The organism is Ensifer sp. Root423 (assembly GCF_001426275.1).
Taxonomy (GTDB): Bacteria; Pseudomonadota; Alphaproteobacteria; order Rhizobiales; family Rhizobiaceae; genus Ensifer; species Ensifer adhaerens.
This window is the reverse complement of the sequence record NZ_LMEG01000011.1, coordinates 88,677-104,716: the sequence shown is the minus strand read 5'-3', so window position 1 is coordinate 104,716 and position 16,040 is coordinate 88,677. Positions and strand designations below refer to the sequence as shown.

At 61.5% G+C, this 16,040-nt stretch carries 14 protein-coding genes; 5 read left to right on the top strand and 9 right to left on the bottom strand.

The annotated features are described in order from the left end of the window. Positions 1-34: 34 nt before the first annotated feature. Entirely contained in the window at positions 35-1,555 is a 1,521-nt protein-coding gene (locus tag ASD01_RS12570) for a PAS domain-containing sensor histidine kinase (RefSeq protein ID WP_060644072.1), read from the top strand. 10 nt (positions 1,556-1,565) lie between these two features. On the opposite strand, the gene ASD01_RS12565 is transcribed toward ASD01_RS12570, so the two are convergent. The 8 genes from ASD01_RS12565 to ASD01_RS12525 form a co-directional block, all read right to left on the bottom strand. Then, a complete protein-coding gene (locus ASD01_RS12565; protein WP_060529454.1) occupies positions 1,566-2,759 on the bottom strand; it encodes an MFS transporter in 1,194 nt (397 codons plus the stop codon). Positions 2,760-3,098: 339 nt separating this feature from the next. Continuing rightward, positions 3,099-3,857, bottom strand: a complete 759-nt coding sequence (locus tag ASD01_RS12560) for an SDR family oxidoreductase (RefSeq protein ID WP_034791816.1) — start codon at positions 3,855-3,857, stop codon at positions 3,099-3,101. Between the two features lie 58 nt (positions 3,858-3,915). After that, positions 3,916-4,326: a cupin domain-containing protein gene (locus ASD01_RS12555; protein ID WP_060529455.1), complete on the bottom strand. Its 411-nt coding sequence runs from the start codon at positions 4,324-4,326 to the stop codon at positions 3,916-3,918. 145 nt (positions 4,327-4,471) lie between these two features. After that, complete coding sequence (locus tag ASD01_RS12550) at positions 4,472-5,959, bottom strand: mechanosensitive ion channel family protein (RefSeq protein ID WP_060529456.1); 1,488 nt, start codon at positions 5,957-5,959, stop codon at positions 4,472-4,474. Positions 5,960-6,249: 290 nt separating this feature from the next. Then, on the bottom strand, positions 6,250-7,197 hold the full coding sequence (locus tag ASD01_RS12540; protein WP_034791808.1) for an MBL fold metallo-hydrolase: 948 nt from the start codon (positions 7,195-7,197) through the stop codon (positions 6,250-6,252). 115 nt (positions 7,198-7,312) lie between these two features. Then, positions 7,313-8,908: an MFS transporter gene (locus ASD01_RS12535; RefSeq protein ID WP_060529459.1), complete on the bottom strand. Its 1,596-nt coding sequence runs from the start codon at positions 8,906-8,908 to the stop codon at positions 7,313-7,315. After that, positions 8,905-9,999 carry an HlyD family secretion protein gene (locus ASD01_RS12530; RefSeq protein ID WP_060529460.1) on the bottom strand — a complete coding sequence of 365 codons (1,095 nt, stop codon included), beginning with the start codon at positions 9,997-9,999 and terminating at the stop codon, positions 8,905-8,907. The genes ASD01_RS12535 and ASD01_RS12530 overlap by 4 nt, the downstream gene beginning before the upstream one ends. Positions 10,000-10,093: 94 nt before the next feature. Beyond that, positions 10,094-10,846 (bottom strand): SDR family oxidoreductase, encoded by a 753-nt coding sequence (locus tag ASD01_RS12525; protein WP_060529461.1) that lies wholly within the window; start codon positions 10,844-10,846, stop codon positions 10,094-10,096. A gap of 228 nt (positions 10,847-11,074) precedes the next feature. Between ASD01_RS12525 and ASD01_RS12520 the strand changes: the two genes are divergently transcribed. From ASD01_RS12520 to ASD01_RS12505, 3 genes are all read left to right on the top strand, one after another. Continuing rightward, on the top strand, positions 11,075-12,670 hold the full coding sequence (locus ASD01_RS12520; RefSeq protein ID WP_060529462.1) for a winged helix-turn-helix domain-containing tetratricopeptide repeat protein: 1,596 nt from the start codon (positions 11,075-11,077) through the stop codon (positions 12,668-12,670). A gap of 629 nt (positions 12,671-13,299) precedes the next feature. After that, positions 13,300-14,229: an MBL fold metallo-hydrolase gene (locus ASD01_RS12510; protein WP_051659230.1), complete on the top strand. Its 930-nt coding sequence runs from the start codon at positions 13,300-13,302 to the stop codon at positions 14,227-14,229. Positions 14,230-14,415: 186 nt separating this feature from the next. Next, on the top strand, positions 14,416-14,694 hold the full coding sequence (locus ASD01_RS12505; RefSeq protein ID WP_200954152.1) for a GNAT family N-acetyltransferase: 279 nt from the start codon (positions 14,416-14,418) through the stop codon (positions 14,692-14,694). A 146-nt stretch (positions 14,695-14,840) separates the two neighbouring features. Here ASD01_RS12505 and ASD01_RS36720 read toward each other — a convergent pair whose 3' ends face one another. Next, positions 14,841-15,287, bottom strand: coding sequence for a hypothetical protein (locus ASD01_RS36720; protein WP_244495235.1), 447 nt, complete (start codon positions 15,285-15,287; stop codon positions 14,841-14,843). A 292-nt stretch (positions 15,288-15,579) separates the two neighbouring features. Between ASD01_RS36720 and ASD01_RS36715 the strand changes: the two genes are divergently transcribed. After that, positions 15,580-15,996, top strand: coding sequence for an adenylate/guanylate cyclase domain-containing protein (locus ASD01_RS36715; RefSeq protein ID WP_348272344.1), 417 nt, complete (start codon positions 15,580-15,582; stop codon positions 15,994-15,996). Positions 15,997-16,040 lie beyond the last annotated feature (44 nt).

The following is a 16,040-nucleotide window of genomic DNA, read 5'->3' as shown; positions in this document are numbered from 1 at the left end:
ATTTTGTTGACCGTCGTCTTCTGCGGAGCGACAGATGTTGAACGACGATGGACTGAGGAAAGATGCCCACTTTCGCGAGCATACTCGCGATATCGCCGAGCTCGCGCTTGATCTTCTCGACAACACACCCGGCCACATGTGGTCGATGGATACTACCGGCCGGTTCATCTATCGCAACCGGAGCATGGACGCCTACTTCGGCAGCAGCCTGAAAGACCACGGCGCATGGCTTGAACGCATTCACAAAGACGATCAACGTTTTGTGGCGACGACTTGGCGGCGGAGCGTGGAAACGGGCGAGCCGCTCGACAGCGCTCACCGTCTGCGTGGCGCGGACGGCGAGTTTCGCTGGTTTCGCGCATCGGGGAGGCCTTCAAGGGACGCCCAGGGCCGTGTCGCCGTCTGGCATGGGCAAACCATCGACATCGAACACCAGAAGAAGGCTGAGGAGAGCCTTCGTGCCCGTTCCGTCGAACTATCCCTGCTGGTCGATATGGTTCCAAGCAATCTATGGCGCCTGACACCCGACGGCACAACGACGCTCGTTAACAGGCGCATGGCCGACTATCTGGGTCTTGACCTGTCAAACGTCAGTGACATTGCATCCGTCATGGACACGATTTTCCATCCGGACGACGCCGACGCCGTTTATGCCGAGCTAACCCGCTGCCTTGCGACCGGGGAGCGATTTTCGATGCGATATCGATTGCTTCGAGCGGACGGCGCCTATCGCTGGATGTCTGGCCGCGCGGAGCCCCTGCGCGACCAGGACGGCAACATCGTCCAGTGGTTCGGCCTTTGCCACGACATAGAGGATCAAGTGCAAACAACGGCTGCCCTGCGCCGTTCGGCCGAAAAGCTTGCGCGCGCGACCCAGGCGGCCAATCTTTCGCAGCTTTCCGCCTCGATTGCGCACGAAGTCAACCAGCCGCTGGCGGCGATCGCCGCGGACGCTGACGCGTGCCTGCGCTGGCTTTCGGCCGATCCTCCGAACGTTAATCGAGGCAAGCGTGCGGCAGAGCGAATTACCCTGGACGTCGCGGCGACCGTCGAGGTCATCAGCCGCATGCGCGCCCTTTTCAAACATCAGCCGCAGGAACGGGCGGTCGAGGATGTAAACCGGCTTGTCCATGAGGTTCTTGATCTGATGTCAGATGAAATCGCGGCAACAACGACGCGCATCGACCTGGCCCTGGACCAGCATCTTCCCAGAGTTTCGCTCGATAGGGTCCAGGTCCAGCAGGTCCTGGTAAACTTGATCCGCAACGGCATGCAGGCCATGGACACGACGAACCCACTGCGTTCGCTGAAGATCATGTCCAGCCACGATCACCCCGACACCGTCAGGATCTCGGTTGAGGACACCGGAAGCGGTTTCAAGGATCCCGAGCGCGTGTTCGAACCGTTTTTTACGACGAAAAGCAACGGCATGGGAATGGGTTTGCCGATCTGCCGATCGATCGTTGAAGCCCACGGCGGCCGCCTGTGGGTCGCCAACAACGAGGCGTTAGGCGCGACGGTGGCATTCACTTTGCCTGTCGCCTCGACCGACTAGGGGTGTCAGCCTAAGTCGCCGAATTTCGGAGCCGGTCGGCCAAGCGGTCTCCGTGAAAAGCGCGTGCGACGATGGAAACGGCAAGGGCCCAGGCGACGATGGTCATGGTGACGCATACGGTTGCCAGGCTTGCGTATCCCGAAGCTGCTATCACTGCGCCGGTAAAGACTGGCCCGGCAGCAAATCCGAGCAGGTAAGCCGACCCCGCTGCTGCCGCCCAGCGCCCGCTCTGGTCCAGTGCTGCGGCCAGGCCAAAAAGATACGGAAGTGAAAAGTAGTAAAGGACAGCGGATAGGATGACGGCGACACTGTAGGCCACCGGGTTCGTCCAGAGGCAAAGGACGAGTGCCACCACGACGTAGCCAAGGCAGAATGCGGAGATCGGGACCGCCCTGCCCCAGCGAACATTCAGTGCCGTGGCCGCGCCGGCGCCGGCAAGCCCGACGACCGTCGACAAGGTGAGAATGTACCCTACCGCGGCCGTGTCCAGACCGATGCGCTCGCCCATCGGTCCGCTGAAGGCAAATAGACCGGCGGAGACCGCGACGTAAAGAACAATGGCAGCAAACAACAGGCTTCCAAGCAGAGGCACAGAAGGTGGCGTCCGGGTGGCGGTCTGCTTCAGAGCTCGAAGATCCGGTATGAGAAGAAGAAACGGAGATAGGCCCAGCGTCAAACCCGCCAACAGCGCAAAAATCCCTCTGTGGCCATAGGCTGCGGTCACCTCGCCGCCTATGCCGAACAGCACCACGCTGCCGATTGCCCAGACGAGCTGGAACAAACCAAAAGTTTTTACCGGATTGCAGCAATGAGACGCGACAAGGCTGAGCGACATGGCATAGAGCGGTCCCTCGCCGATGCCTGCAGCGCCGCGCAACAAGACCAGCGACGTCCATCCATCTGATACGATAGAGGCGGCTTGAGCCGCCACGGTCAATACCAGCGCAGACATCCCGGCACGTCGGTAGGATAGCCGCGGTAGCACTGGCGCAATGAGGATCGCCGATACGGCCAAGGCAAGCAATTCGACCGACGCTACGATACCGGCGTCACGTTCCGACAGTGCAAGACCATCAATCAATCCCGCGACCACGAAGGGCGACATCTGCGGAACGAGGCCACCAATCACCTGACAGGCCGTTGCGCCGATCACAAGTGAAAGCGGATCGCCAGACGCGACAGAGGCTGTTGAAGGATTGGCCATGGCCCGGTTTCCCGACCGATTCCTGTTTGTTGAAAATCACCTTTGCATTTCACAACATGGGCGCCGGCGATTTGCCGACGCCGGTCCCGTATGTCGCACATCAAGTTTGCACGAGCCGTCATTTGCGAGCTTCGGAACGGTCGCCGGCTGCCATTTCTATCATGATCGATGAAGGTGTGGACCGTAAACTTGGCTTATCTCTTCCCTTCAAGCACAAATCCTCGACAGGACGTCAGCCCTGCGATGGGCGGAACATCCGATCGTGCGTGGTCGCACTAGAGACAAGCGCGTCGGGGACGGTGGGCGTTTTGTCGCCGCATCGCCCCCTCCGCAAAGACCTCAAGCGGCGGCCTGAGGATGTTTGGCATTCCAAGTCCTGAAGTCGAGCTTACCCAGCTTGGCGGATCCAAGAGGAACCAGTGCCTGATCATCAACGCGCGTGCCGAAGTACTTGGCGTCCGGGTCGGCAACAACCTTGCGGCTATCGCCGACGGCTGCCAGATACTCGGAAATGAAATCGCTCATGGGCTTCTTTTCAGGGCCAGCGATTTCGATCGTCTGGTTCTCGGGTTTGCCGATCGTCGCTTCTGCAACAAAGGCTGCGACGTCGTCTGCAGCGATTGGCTGGAACGCGCCGGATGAGACACGGACAGTCCTGTCGACCGTTGCCTCGTCGGCTATGCCGCCGAGGAACTCCAGGAACTGCGTCGACCTTACAATGGTGTATGGGACGCCGCCCTTTTTGATCAGGCTCTCCTGCGCGACCTTTGCGCGGAAATAGCCGTTATCGGGCGACCGTTCGATGCCGACGATGGAGAGGGCGACGTGGTGGCTGACACCGGCTGCACGCTCCGCCGCGAGCAGGTTCGAGGTCGATCGTTCGAAGAACGAAAGTACGGCACTCGGTTCGAAGGATGGCGAGTTGCTGACGTCGAGCACCACCTCGGCACCGACCAGCACATCGGCCAACCCTTCGCCCGTCAGCGTATCAACGCCGGTGGACGGCGCCGATTGCACAACGTCATGGCCCTTACTTCTGAGGCGCTCTGCGACCTTAGAGCCGATGCGGCCCGTGCCGCCGATAATAACGATTTTCATGGTTCTGCTCCTTGCAGGCTCGTCGATGGATCACCGCATCCCATTATGAAGAAGGGCTTCACTTTGCGGGCAACACCATCTCAGTTTCGGTGGTATCGAGTACGAAAACGGCCAAGATCTTTGCCGGCTCCCTGTCGCTTGCGTTCGCGCTCACGCGGTGGTGATCACCCGGGACTTCGATCCAGTTCTCGCCGGTCTTGTAGACTTTCACTGCAGCGTCGTTGATCTGGCTCTTGATGCTGCCTTCGATCACCGTCGCATAGATAAAAGCGCTCTTGGGGTGGGTGTGTGACGGGTTGTGCCCGCCGGGGCCGTATTCGACCAGAACGCCGCGCATGCTCTTGCCCGGCACATTCGGAAGCGCGTGGTCGAACACCACTGTGACCTTGGCATTGTAGGGCTCGTCGGAGGCCGCCACCGGTCCGGTGATCAGCGTCGCAAACAGCAAGCCAATCGCTAATCTTCGCATGGATTTCTCCTCCATTCACGTTGTTGGCAACGGGTGGGATCCTATGGCCGGCCTCCGGGGAGAAACAGATATACGTAGGTTTGCCGCAGCGGCGATCTTCTCCCGGCAGATGTCGTGGCCGCGTCCGAACCACCGCGCAACCGCTTCAGCTCTTCGCGCTTTCACGCTGGCTTCGAAAAATGGATCGGATGGCATGAAGCAGGTCCAGCTTGCGTCGCTCGCGCTGGTTTGCAGGCAATTCCGAACTTGCTCCGATCGCCTCGCGTTGCGCCAGGTGAATTGCCAGATCCTCCGCAATTTCCGGACGCTTCGACAAAAGCGGCGCGAACGCTGCCTGATCGACTTCATAGACGGTAAGGCGGGTGACGGCATGGAGGTCGTGCTTCTCCTTCATTCCGGCCAGCAGGCCGTCTTCGCCGAAAAAATCGCCGGGGGCCAGGCGCGCGATTTCCACCCCGCCGCTCTTCATCGCCACTACGCCGTTCTTGATCATCATCAGGCTTTCGAGCGACCTCCCTTCTCTGACAATCTCCGCGCCGGCGGCAAAGCTGCGCGGCGTCGCCGCGGCCGCAAGCGTATCGCGTTCTTCCTGGCTGAGATTGGAGAAAATCGGGATCGCGTCGATCAGGTCCTGCGCCGGTGCGACGGCGTGCTGCGGGTCGGACCTGCCAGGGTTCTGCATGAGCAGGCTCCCGGCAGGCAGAGCCAGTTGCACGCCGTTCGCCCTGCAATGCCGATAGACGAGGTCGATGACTTCGTTGCGCGCCGGGCCGCGCTGCGCCGGACTGGTGACCCTAAACTGGAGTTCGACGGTGATCGCGCTGGCATCAATCCCCACCAGTCCGACAATGGGAGCGGGCTGCTTCACGATCGCATTGCAACTGTCGAGAACAGCTTGCATGACGTCGACGATCATGTGCGGCATGCGCGTCGGAGCCACGCGAACCGAGACAATGATCTGATGGTTCTCGTCCGGCTGGCTGATGTTGGTCAGCCCCACCTTTGCCAGAACACTGTTCGGCAGGACCACGAGATTGTGCGCTGCGGTCAGTAGATGCGTCGAACGCCAGTTGCTTGAGACCACCCGCCCTTCCGTTCCGTCACTGAGGCAGATCCAGTCACCAAGGACATAAGGTCGCCCGAGGGTCAGGGCTATGCCCGAGAACACATCACCCAACGTGCTCTGCAATGCGAGACCGAGAATGATCGCAATGACGCCCGAAGTCGCCAGCAAGCCCCCGATCGGCACGCCGAAGACGAATGCCAGGATCGACAGCAGCACGCCGAGGTAGACGACGGCAACGACCAGATCCTGGATCAATCGTGCTTCTCGCGGTCGGCCATCGAGGACAAGATAAAGCCGGACGAACCCGATCACCGCCCAGGACAGATGAACCCACCAGAGGGTCTTTGCCGCCACGAGCAGTGTCTGCGCACCGTCGAGATCGGTCCGGTCGTAGCGAAACGGATTGAGGTCGCTGTGGGCGAGCGCCGCTGTCATCGACGCGAAGAAGGCGATCTGCACGATCAGCCGCGCCGTGGGGCGCGCCCTGCCCTGCAGATACCAGACGACAATTCCGGCAATGCCCAGAACACAAACGAGGGCGCGGAAAAATTGCATTTTCTGGTCCATTTCCACTCCCCTGGTGAGCCCTACGCGCCCTTCAACCGAGTAGCGAAGAGGCCTATGGAGGAAAACGCCGCCGTTCTACGGACAAAGACAGGATTGCTGCTGACGATGCCGGCTGGACGACAGCTCTCCCTCCGCTACAGCCGGCGGGCGGCAACTTCGTCTGACAAGGACAAGCGCGAGCCTGACGCCCTTGTTGCCATGCAACGCAAAACCATCGGCCATTCTCTGCTCTGGGCCGGAGAGCAAGGCGGACCGATGGTTCCTGCGAGGCTGGCGCTTAGTTGGAAACGTCAGTAGTCCCAGAACACCGGAACCCACCGGAAGCGATCGCCATCGATCGCCACATGCCCAACGGACGGGAAAGGCAGGTGCGTGGCCACCAGCGACGATCCTGTCTCGGCCAGTTCCTTCATGAGACGCACCCGAACGCGAGCCGCCTCCTCGGGGTCGTGTTCAAAGCCGTTGTACCAGTCGGGGTGGTCGAAGGCGACCGCGAACAGGGCGTCGCCGGCAAACATCAGCCTGTCGCCTCCCGAGGCCACGCGGACCACGCAGTGCCCGGGCGTATGGCCGCCGGTGCGCTCAGCAACCACGCCCGGCGCGACCTCGCACTCGTCCTTAAACGGTCGAAGATGATTGCGGTACTCGTTCGCAAAGCGCTTGGCAGTTGCCCTCAACGCATCCGGGAAGCCCTGCGGCATGACCGCATGGGAGAAATCAGGCGCCTCCCAGAATTTGATCTCGGCGGCGGCGACATGGATCCGCAAGTCCGGACGCAATTGCTCCTTCACGCCATCAACGAGCAATCCGCCGATATGGTCCATGTGCATGTGCGTGAGAACCACATCGGTCACGGACCCAAGATCGATGCCTGCAGCCGTCAGCCGCCTGATCAATTGGCCTGCTCGCGGCAGGTTCAGGTCCGGATCCAGGCCAAGCCCGGCGTCGATGAGAATGGTCTGTGCGCCGCTTCGCACCACGACCACGTTCAGCGACCAGTCGAAGGCATCGGTTGGCAGGAACATGCCGTCGAGCCAGGCTGCCCGATCGGCGGCGTCTGCATTATGTCCCAACATCGTGGTTGGCAATGGCAGCACGCCATCACTGACCACCAGCACCTCAATGTCACCGACCCGCACGGCATAGCGCGATGGGACCAGCTCTTCCGGAGCCGATCTGCCGGGCGGGGCAGGCTCCAAGGTCGTGTTCGTAAGAGATCTTGCTTCTAGCGGCGACATGACGCCCTCCTGTTTGCCTGATCGAAGAATGCTTTTTCACAGTTCACGGCCTGGACTCTAGGTTCGAGCGATATCGAGGGTCGAGCTATACCTCGGTTTAGGTCGGCCCGTTTGGTCAACGGTCGGCGAATGTCTGGCGTGCTTTGGCGCGCCGGGCCAATCCGACCTTGATGGCCACGAGCATGGGCGCAGCGATGACGAAGAGCAGTGCCACGGCATTGAACGCCGTGTCGAAGGCGATCACGATGGACTGCCCGGCAACGGTCCGGCCGAGAAGCGCCATCGCGGCCCGGCTGGCGGGAACGGCTTCCATGCCTCGCGCCGCCAGCATGGCGGTCGTTGCGGCCAGTCGTTCGATGACGGCCTGACCTCCCGCATTGACGCTCGCGCCCAGGACCGCGACATTTGCAGCGACGTTGTGGTCGATAAGCGTCTGAAGCCCGGCAACGCCAACAAGGCCGCCGAGCTGGCGACCGGTGTTGAACAGCCCGATCCCGGAGGCGAGGTTTCGTTTGTCGAGATTGGTAAAGGCAATCAGCGTGATCGACAGGAACAGGAAACCGAGGCCAAGGCCGCGAAAGAGGATCGCGGCCATCATGTCGGCGGCACCGCTTTCACTCGTCGAACCGGACAGCATCCACATGGCCAGCATGATCAGCAGGATACCGAAGGGAACGGTTGCGAATGGAGGAAGCCGACGGACCTGCATGAGGAAGGCAGCCAGGATGAGGGCCCCGACGAAGAGAGCGCCGCTTGGCAGGAGCAGCAGGCCGGCATCGGTCGGCGTGAAGGCCAGAACGGATACGGCGAAGGACGGGATCAGCAACGCGCTGCCAAAAAGTGCCGCGCCGGCGACGAAACTGACGATGAAGGCGAAGGCGAAGTCGTCGGATCTGAACAGGGTAAAGTCGAGGAGACCGGTGCCCTTGCGCAGCACCTGCTGCCCGAGAAACAGGAACAGCGAAGCCATCCCTGCAACCGAGAGCCAAAGGATGCGCGGCTCTTCGAACCAGTCCCAGCGGCTTCCCTGGCTGAAGACATAGCTGAAGCAGAAAAGCGCGACCGAAACCAGTGACAGCCCAACCCAGTCAAGGGGACGGTGCCTCGTCGTGGCGGGCGCCGGATCATCGACCATCAAGAGAAGTCCGGCGGCGCCGAGAGACAGAACAACATTGCAGTAGAAGATCCAGGTCCAGGACTGGCTGTCGAGCAGCCACCCCTGAAGCGCGGGGGCGAGCGTAGCGGGTGCGACCACCGCGCCCATGGCAAAAAGCGCCTGAAGGATTGGCTGAAGGGCGCTCCGAAAGGCAAAGAAGATGGTGGTCTGCCCCGCAACGAGAAGGACGCCGCCGGCAAGCCCCTGAATGACCCGCAGCGCAATCAGGAGATTGAGCGACGTCGTCGCGCACGCCATTCCGGATGCGATCCCCATGATGAGCGTCGATCCGATGATGAGACTGAGCGGCCGGATGCGGTTCAGCATCGAAGCGGCGACCATGAAGCCGATGAGCTTGAAGGCGGTGTAGCCGACGTCGAGCCAGGCGAATTCGTCGGGCGTGGCATAGATGTCGCCGATGATGTCGCCGCGGCCGAGCGAAAGAACGGTGCTGGCAATCGCCTCCGTCAACGCCGCGAGCACGATGCCGGCGACAAGCAACATGTCTGATGCAGACGCCTCGCGATTTACCGTGGCGGGCAGGTGCGTGGTCATGACCCTCTCCCGAGATCCACGTCGACCCTTGCGGACAGTCCCGGTACGAGACGTCCAGTCAAGGGGCTGCGGGCAAATCGGATCTTGACCGGCACCCGCTGGACGACGCGAACGAAGTTGCCGGTTGCATTGTCCGACGGCAGCAGGCTGAAGGCTGAACCGCTCCCGGGCGCAAAGCTGTCAACCGTGCCTTCAAGGACTTGCCCCGGATACCCGTCGATCCGGATCCGCACGCGCTGACCCGGCTGGATGTGCTCGAGTTGCGTTTCCTTGAAATTGGCGACAACCCACACGTCGTCGACCGGAACGATGTCGAGCAGGGAAGTGCCGGGGACGACGAAACGGCCGACACGAACCTGACGGTTGCCGATGACCCCACCAACCGGGGCACGCACGACCGTGCTTTCGAGGTCGATCTGGGAAAGGTCGCGCGCAGCTTCGGCCTGGGCCACGGCTGCGACGGCGGCCTCACGCTGTGCCGCAAGGACGGCAATGCGTTGCTTCTGCGCTTCGATCGTTGCTGAGGCCGCAGATACGCCTGCCTGCGTTTTCGACCGCGCCGCATCACTTTCGTCGACATGCGCCTGACTGATGGTATTGCTGCGGATCAGTTCGCGCCGGCGTTCATATGCCTTGGCGGCGAGATTCATCTCTGCGACGGCCGACAGCTTCTGGGCTTCGGCCTGGCGAATAAGGGCGTGCTGAAGCTCTGTCTCGGCATCGACATTGACGAGCCGGGCCTTGGCAGCTTCGACATTGGCTGCAGCCTGCGCGAAACGAGCCCGATAGTCCCTGTCATCGATCCGGAAAAGCACATCGCCCGCCCGAACACTCTGATTGTCCTGAACCTCGACGGCTACGACATAGCCGGCGATCTTCGGCGCCAATGACGTCACGTCCCCACGAACATAAGCGTTGTCCGTCGACACTTGGTCGCCTGGACGGGCCCACGCCCAGCCGCCGGCGATGGCTACCGCAGCGCCCAGGCACAGCAACATGCCAATCTTCTTTCGTTTGCTGGATCGCTTTTCGGCGGCGCCGCTCGAGGCGCTTCCCGTGGCGGTGGCAATCCTGTCCTCGATCGTGTCCATTGTCTTGGTTCCCGTTGATTTTCGTCGGCTGCGGCGCCAGGGCAGGGAGAATGTCAGAGCCTCCGCCACCTTGCGGATATTGATGCTTGCGACTTCAGACCCCGGCCTGTGTGCCGACCCAATCCTCGAAGCGGATTGCGCCGAGCCGCGGGTTATTGCCGGGGGTCAGCGATCGGTCATCGAGCAACGCGCCGAAATAGCGAGCGTGAACGTCGGGAACGACCTTTCGGTCATCCTTCGTTGCCCGCAAAAATTGCCTGACGACCTCATCGAGCGGAATGGCTTCCGGTCCGGCGACTTCGATCGTGCCGTTGACCGGCGCTGCGAGCGCGATATCGGCAAGCGCCGCGGCAACGTCGTCGGAAGCGATGGGCTGGAACAATGCAGGGGAAAGCCGAACCTCGCCGTCGACGGTCGCCGACTGCGCAATACCGCCGACGAACTCAAAAAACTGCGTGGCCCGCAGGATGGTATAGGGAATACCGGATGCCTTGATGAGGCTTTCCTGCGCGATCTTCGCTCGAAAATAGCCGTTGTCGGGCAACCGCTCGCTGCCGACAATCGACAGCGCGATGTGGTGGCGAACGCCGGCTGCAGCTTCCGCTGCCAAAAGATTGCGCCCCGACGTCTCAAAGAATTCGAGAACAGCCTCGTCGTCCCAAACCGGCGCGTTGGCGACATCGACGACGACATCTGCCCGATCCATCGCTGCAGCCAGACCTTCGCGCGTAATCGTGTTGACGCCAGTATTTGGTGCGGCAGCGAGCACGTCGTGTCCGCGCTCGCGCAGGCTCTTCACAAGTTTCGATCCGATAAGGCCGGTGCCTCCGATGACGACGATCTTCATGGGTTCACTCTGCTTTTCTCGACCGCACCATTGCTGTCGATCTGCGCTGAGAGTGCCCCTATGCTCAAGGGAAGTCCTTGGGCCTGTCTTGAATTACCCTTGTGGATAGCTTGATTGTCCGTCCAAGCGATTGTGTGATCGTGGCGGGATGTTCTAACGACGCAATGGCGTGTTGGTTATCCGCGGATGGCAATCGCCAGCCGGGGAAGTCGTCCAGGAGACCTCAAGGTGCAATTCAAGTTCGCAGATTATCTGCTCGATCCGGAACGCCGTGAATTGACGCTCAACGGGCAGGTTGTCGCCGTCGGTCCGCAGGTCTTCGACCTGTTGGTGCATCTCATCGAAAATCGAGAAAGGGTCGTCGGCAAGGATGATCTGCTGCTCGCCGTCTGGGGCGGTCGGATCGTGTCGGAATCGACGATCACCAGCCACATAAACGCAGTTCGCAAGGCGATCGGCGACAACGGCGAAGACCAGCATCTGGTGCGCACCATCCCCCGCAAAGGCTTCCGCTTCGTCGGCGATGTCAACCTTGTCGACGTTGGAAACGAGGCCCCTGCGCGAGGTTTGAGCGTCGCCGATCACAATAATGGAGAGGCACGCGTGCCGGCGCCGGCGCTCCCCTTGCCCGAAAAACCCTCGATAACCGTCTTGCCTTTTCAGAACCTCAGCGGCGATCCGGAGCAGGAGTATTTTACGGACGGGGTGGTGGAGGACATCATCACCGCACTCTCGCGCATTCGGTGGCTGTTCGTCATCGCACGCAATTCGAGCTTCACCTACAAGGACCGGACCGTGGAGGCGGCCGAGGTCGGTCGCGAACTTGGCGTGCGTTACGTACTGGAAGGGAGCGTGCGCAAATCGGGAAACAAGGTCCGCATCACCGGCCAGCTCGTCGACGCGACGACCGGAGCGCATCTCTGGGCCGAGCGCTTCGAAGGCACGTTCGACGACATCTTCGAGCTGCAGGATGGGATAGCCGAAAGCGTCGTCGGCGCGATCGCGCCGCAACTCGAACGGATCGAGATCGAACGCGCCAAGCGCAAGCCGACCGAAAGCCTCGACGCCTACGACTACTATCTTCGCGGCATGGCAAAACTGCACAGCGGCACCCGAGAGGCGCTCGAGGCGGCACTACCTCTCTTTTACAAGTCGATTGCGCTCGACGATGAATTCGCCGCAGCCTATGGCGGCGCCGCCTGGTGCTTCTTCTGGCGCAAGCTCAACGGCTGGATGGTCGACCGCACGGCAGAGATCGCGGAAGGCACACGACTGGCGCGGCTCGCGGTCGAGCTTGGCCGGGACGACGCCGTGGCGCTCACGAGAGGCGGGCATGCGCTCGGCCATCTCGCCGACGATCTCGACGCCGGCATCGCTTTGATCGACAGGGCCCGGCTGCTCAATCCGAATTTCGCACTCGCGTGGTTTTTGGGCGGTGTGCTGCGCGTCTTTCGGGGAGAGACGGAGAGCGCGATCAAGGATCTGACCCATGCCGTTCGCCTGAGCCCACTCGATCCGGAGATGTTCCGAATGCAGACGGGAACGGCGATCGCCCATTTCTTTTCCGGAAATTACGACGATGCGGTGGTCTGGGCCGAGAAGGCACTTGCGAACCTGCCGAGCCTGCTGGCCGCGGTCGCACTTGCCGCAGCCAGCCATGCGCTTGCCGGTCGTCCCGACGAGGCAAGGCGGTACATGGAGCGCCTGCGGCAGCTTGATCCGGCCTTGTGCATATCCAATCTCCGCGATTGGCTGCCGATCCATCGACCAGACGATTTCAAGCGGTTTGCCGAGGGATTGCGGCTTGCAGGCTTGCCGGAGTGACCATGGCCGCTCGCGGCGCGCAATGGACGAGCGCGCGCCGTGCAATTGTCCAGCGCCTGGACCACCACAGGCTCTGGGGCGTGGGTTCGGCACGGCAACTGTGACGAGTCGCTAGCGTGCACGCATTCGCCGCTCTACGATATTCATCTGGAGTTCGTGGCAGGACGCCTGTCGCCCAAGGAGCAAAAGCAGTCTCCGCTCTTCGGCTTCGCAGATGCCCGCGCGCCGGCAGTATTCCGATACGTCCAGCAGTGGCTGCGCACCGGACAGGGCGATCAAGTTAACCTCTTTGGCTGTCATGGAGTGCAATCCGCCTGCGGGTGCGCCAATCATCGCGTTCGCGATGTCTCGGGCCGAGCAACGGCCGCCTGCGCATACCGGACCTAGCCTAGGCAATTGACTGGACCGCTGAAACTATACGCAGGTTTGGGGAGACCCACTCCACCCACCGCTGACCGGGGCAAAGCGCGCGCGTGGCGCGCTGATTGAGGCGCATGGACTCGCTTCACGGGCCCGGGTGCGGGCAGCGGCCCATACTCAGGTGTAGCTCGACCGCCCAGAAACTCGAACCTAGACTTCGCGACGTAACCTTGACCCACATATTTCAACCACGACGACAGGAGCACATCATGTCGAATGCTCAAACGAGTTCCCGAAAGATTATCCTGCAGGAAAGACCCGCACCGGATGAGCTGGTTCCTTCACGCTATGCGGTACGGGTTGGGGACATCGACGTCTTGATCATTAGCGATGGCATCTTGACCCCGCCGGCCGAGTCGATGGCCACCAATGCCGACCCCGAGGTGCGAGGCGCCTGGCTGGACGAGAGGTTTCTTTCAAAGGTTGCCTTCGATTGGGCGCTGAACGCCGTTGTCGTACGCAGCGGCGACCAGACGATCCTCATCGACAGCGGCCTGGGCGAGGAGTATCCCGATTTCCCGCGGGCCGGACAGTTTGTCCATCGATTGGAGGCCGCCGGCGTTGATCTCGCGGCCGTGACCGACGTGGTGCTGACGCACATGCACTTTGATCATGTCGGCGGGCTCCTCGTCGAAGGCGTCAAGGAACGGATGCGCCCGGATCTTCGCGTCCATGTGTGCGCCGCCGAGACCAAGTTCTGGCAGGCGCCCGACTTCTCGCTTACCGCCATGCCACCGGCGCTCGCGGATCTCGCGCGCAAAGCGTCCCTTGAGTTTCTGAATGCGTATCGCAGCCATCTGCGGACTTTTGACCAGCAGGCGCAAGTGGCGCCGGGAGTGGTGGTCACCCGTACCGGTGGTCACACCCCCGGGCACAGCGTGGTGCGCATTTCGTCCGGCGACGAGCGGCTGATGTTCGGCGGCGACGCCCTGTTCCCCGTCTCCTTCGACCACCCCGAGTGGCACAACGGCTTCGAACACGATCCCGACGAAGCGACCCGCGTTCGACTGCGGCTCATGAAAGAACTTGCAGAGACCGGTTCCTGGCTGGTTTCCACACACATGCCGTTCCCATCGGTCGGCCGTGTAGCGACCGCCGGCGACCTTTACCGCTGGGTTCCGGCCTGGTGGGACTACTAACGGAAGGCTTCCGTTGGGAACGAACCGGACGACTGCTCTAATTCGAACAACCGGTCGATTGCTGCTCACGGCGCGCCGTGAGGCATCAATCGGCCGTTGGTTGGATTGCAAGGTCGGCACAAGACCACGGTCCCCCCTGAACGGGCCTTCGCGTCGATGGCTGCAATAGCAGCAAGGAGATCAAACTTGCCGCATAGCGTACTCGATAATCCCGAAAATTGCCGCTTCGAACTCTCCATCGACGCGGATGCGATTGCAGCCGCCTACTATCGCTTGGAGGCAGACGTGCTGGTGCTGATCCACACGGAGGTGCCGTTCGAATTCTCCAGAGCAGGATTTGCCACGAAGCGGGCGAACGGCGTCTTTGCCATCTTGCGCGAGCGGCAACAGAAGGTCGCGCCCCGATGCGTGTTCATGGCCAACTATGCCGTTCATCATCCGGAATACAGTGACCTGATCTGCTGATCGCCAAGCAGATCAGGCCGGACCGCAAACACCGGCGTATTGGGCAAAACATCTCGGGGTTCGCACTCTCACCGAGCCTGCCCCTCCTGGAACGCTCGTATGCCTCTCTCGCGGTCACATCAGAGCGTATGTTGAAGGCCATGGGACTAGAGCTGAAAACTGAAGCGCGCGATCAGATTTTGCACTGGCTCGCGACCGGGATCCGCGACGAGCCCTTGGCAGAGAAGGTTTTTGTCGAGCTCTGCGGTCGGCTCGTGCGCTGCGGCGTCGCGCTGAGCAGAGCAACGCTTCATCTGCGCGTGCACCATCCGCAATGGCTGGGTACGCGCATGACCTGGGTGCGCGGACAATCGACCGCCAACATCCAGACCATCGCTTATGACGTCGAGGCAACCGTCGCCTTCCTTCGCAGCCCCTTTCAACTGGCGATCGTCAGCGGGCTGCGGGTTCGGCAGAATTTGCAGATCGTCGGTCCACATCATTTTGCGGTCTACGAAGAACTGAAGCACGCCGGCCACACGGACTACGCCGCGTGGCCTCTCGATCATACGCAGGGCCGCCGCCACCTCCTCACCTTTGCGACGGACCGGCATGGTGGCTTTTGCGCAGAGGAACTGGAACTGTTCGACGCGCTTTTGCCCTGGCTGTCCCTCGTCACCGAAATCCGCGTCAAGAGCCAGCTGGCTCGCACGTTACTGGACACCTATGTCGGTTCACATGCCTCTGCAGAAGTGTTGCGTGGCGCAACCAGACGAGGGACGGGCGCCACGATCAATGCAGCAATTCTCGTCTGTGATCTGAGGGACTTCACCCATCTCTCCGACCGATTGCCGCGTGACGAGCTGATCGAAATCTTGAACGGCTTCTTCGACGCTCGGAGAGCCGATCGAACAGCATGGCGGAGAAATCCTGAAGTTCATCGGAGACGGTCTGCTTGCCGTTTTTCCCATGGACCGGCCGCAGGCCTGCATGCACCTCATCGCGGCGGTCCAGGAGGGGTATCAGGCGGCATCCCGGCTTTGGCCGCAGGACGACCGAATACGCTTCGGCATGGGCGTCCACCTCGGCAAGGTCAATTATGGCAACATCGGTTCAAGACACCGTCTCGACTTCACCGTGATCGGGTCAGCCGTCAACAGGGCCTTCAAGCTCGAGGCGCTGACCAAACGCCTGCGCCGTCCCGTCCTTCTTTCGGGAGAATTCGTGGACGCGGCAGCCTGCCACGAGCAGACCGAACACCTCGGGCGACACGTGCTCGAGGGCATAGCAACTGCCGTTGAGGTCCATGCCCTGCGACTTTAAAGTCCCGAGACATCGCGTTGACGTTCAGGCCCTTGAACGGCCGC

Coding starts and splice junctions, on each gene's coding strand:
- ASD01_RS12570 (WP_060644072.1), top strand. CDS start 35: ATGTTGAACGACGATGGACTGAGGAAAGATGCCCACTTTCGCGAGCAT.
- ASD01_RS12565 (WP_060529454.1), bottom strand. CDS start 2,759: ATGGCCAATCCTTCAACAGCCTCTGTCGCGTCTGGCGATCCGCTTTCA.
- ASD01_RS12560 (WP_034791816.1), bottom strand. CDS start 3,857: ATGAAAATCGTTATTATCGGCGGCACGGGCCGCATCGGCTCTAAGGTC.
- ASD01_RS12555 (WP_060529455.1), bottom strand. CDS start 4,326: ATGCGAAGATTAGCGATTGGCTTGCTGTTTGCGACGCTGATCACCGGA.
- ASD01_RS12550 (WP_060529456.1), bottom strand. CDS start 5,959: ATGGACCAGAAAATGCAATTTTTCCGCGCCCTCGTTTGTGTTCTGGGC.
- ASD01_RS12540 (WP_034791808.1), bottom strand. CDS start 7,197: ATGTCGCCGCTAGAAGCAAGATCTCTTACGAACACGACCTTGGAGCCT.
- ASD01_RS12535 (WP_060529459.1), bottom strand. CDS start 8,908: ATGACCACGCACCTGCCCGCCACGGTAAATCGCGAGGCGTCTGCATCA.
- ASD01_RS12530 (WP_060529460.1), bottom strand. CDS start 9,999: ATGGACACGATCGAGGACAGGATTGCCACCGCCACGGGAAGCGCCTCG.
- ASD01_RS12525 (WP_060529461.1), bottom strand. CDS start 10,846: ATGAAGATCGTCGTCATCGGAGGCACCGGCCTTATCGGATCGAAACTT.
- ASD01_RS12510 (WP_051659230.1), top strand. CDS start 13,300: ATGTCGAATGCTCAAACGAGTTCCCGAAAGATTATCCTGCAGGAAAGA.
- ASD01_RS36720 (WP_244495235.1), bottom strand. CDS start 15,287: ATGCCGGTCCGTCGCAAAGGTGAGGAGGTGGCGGCGGCCCTGCGTATG.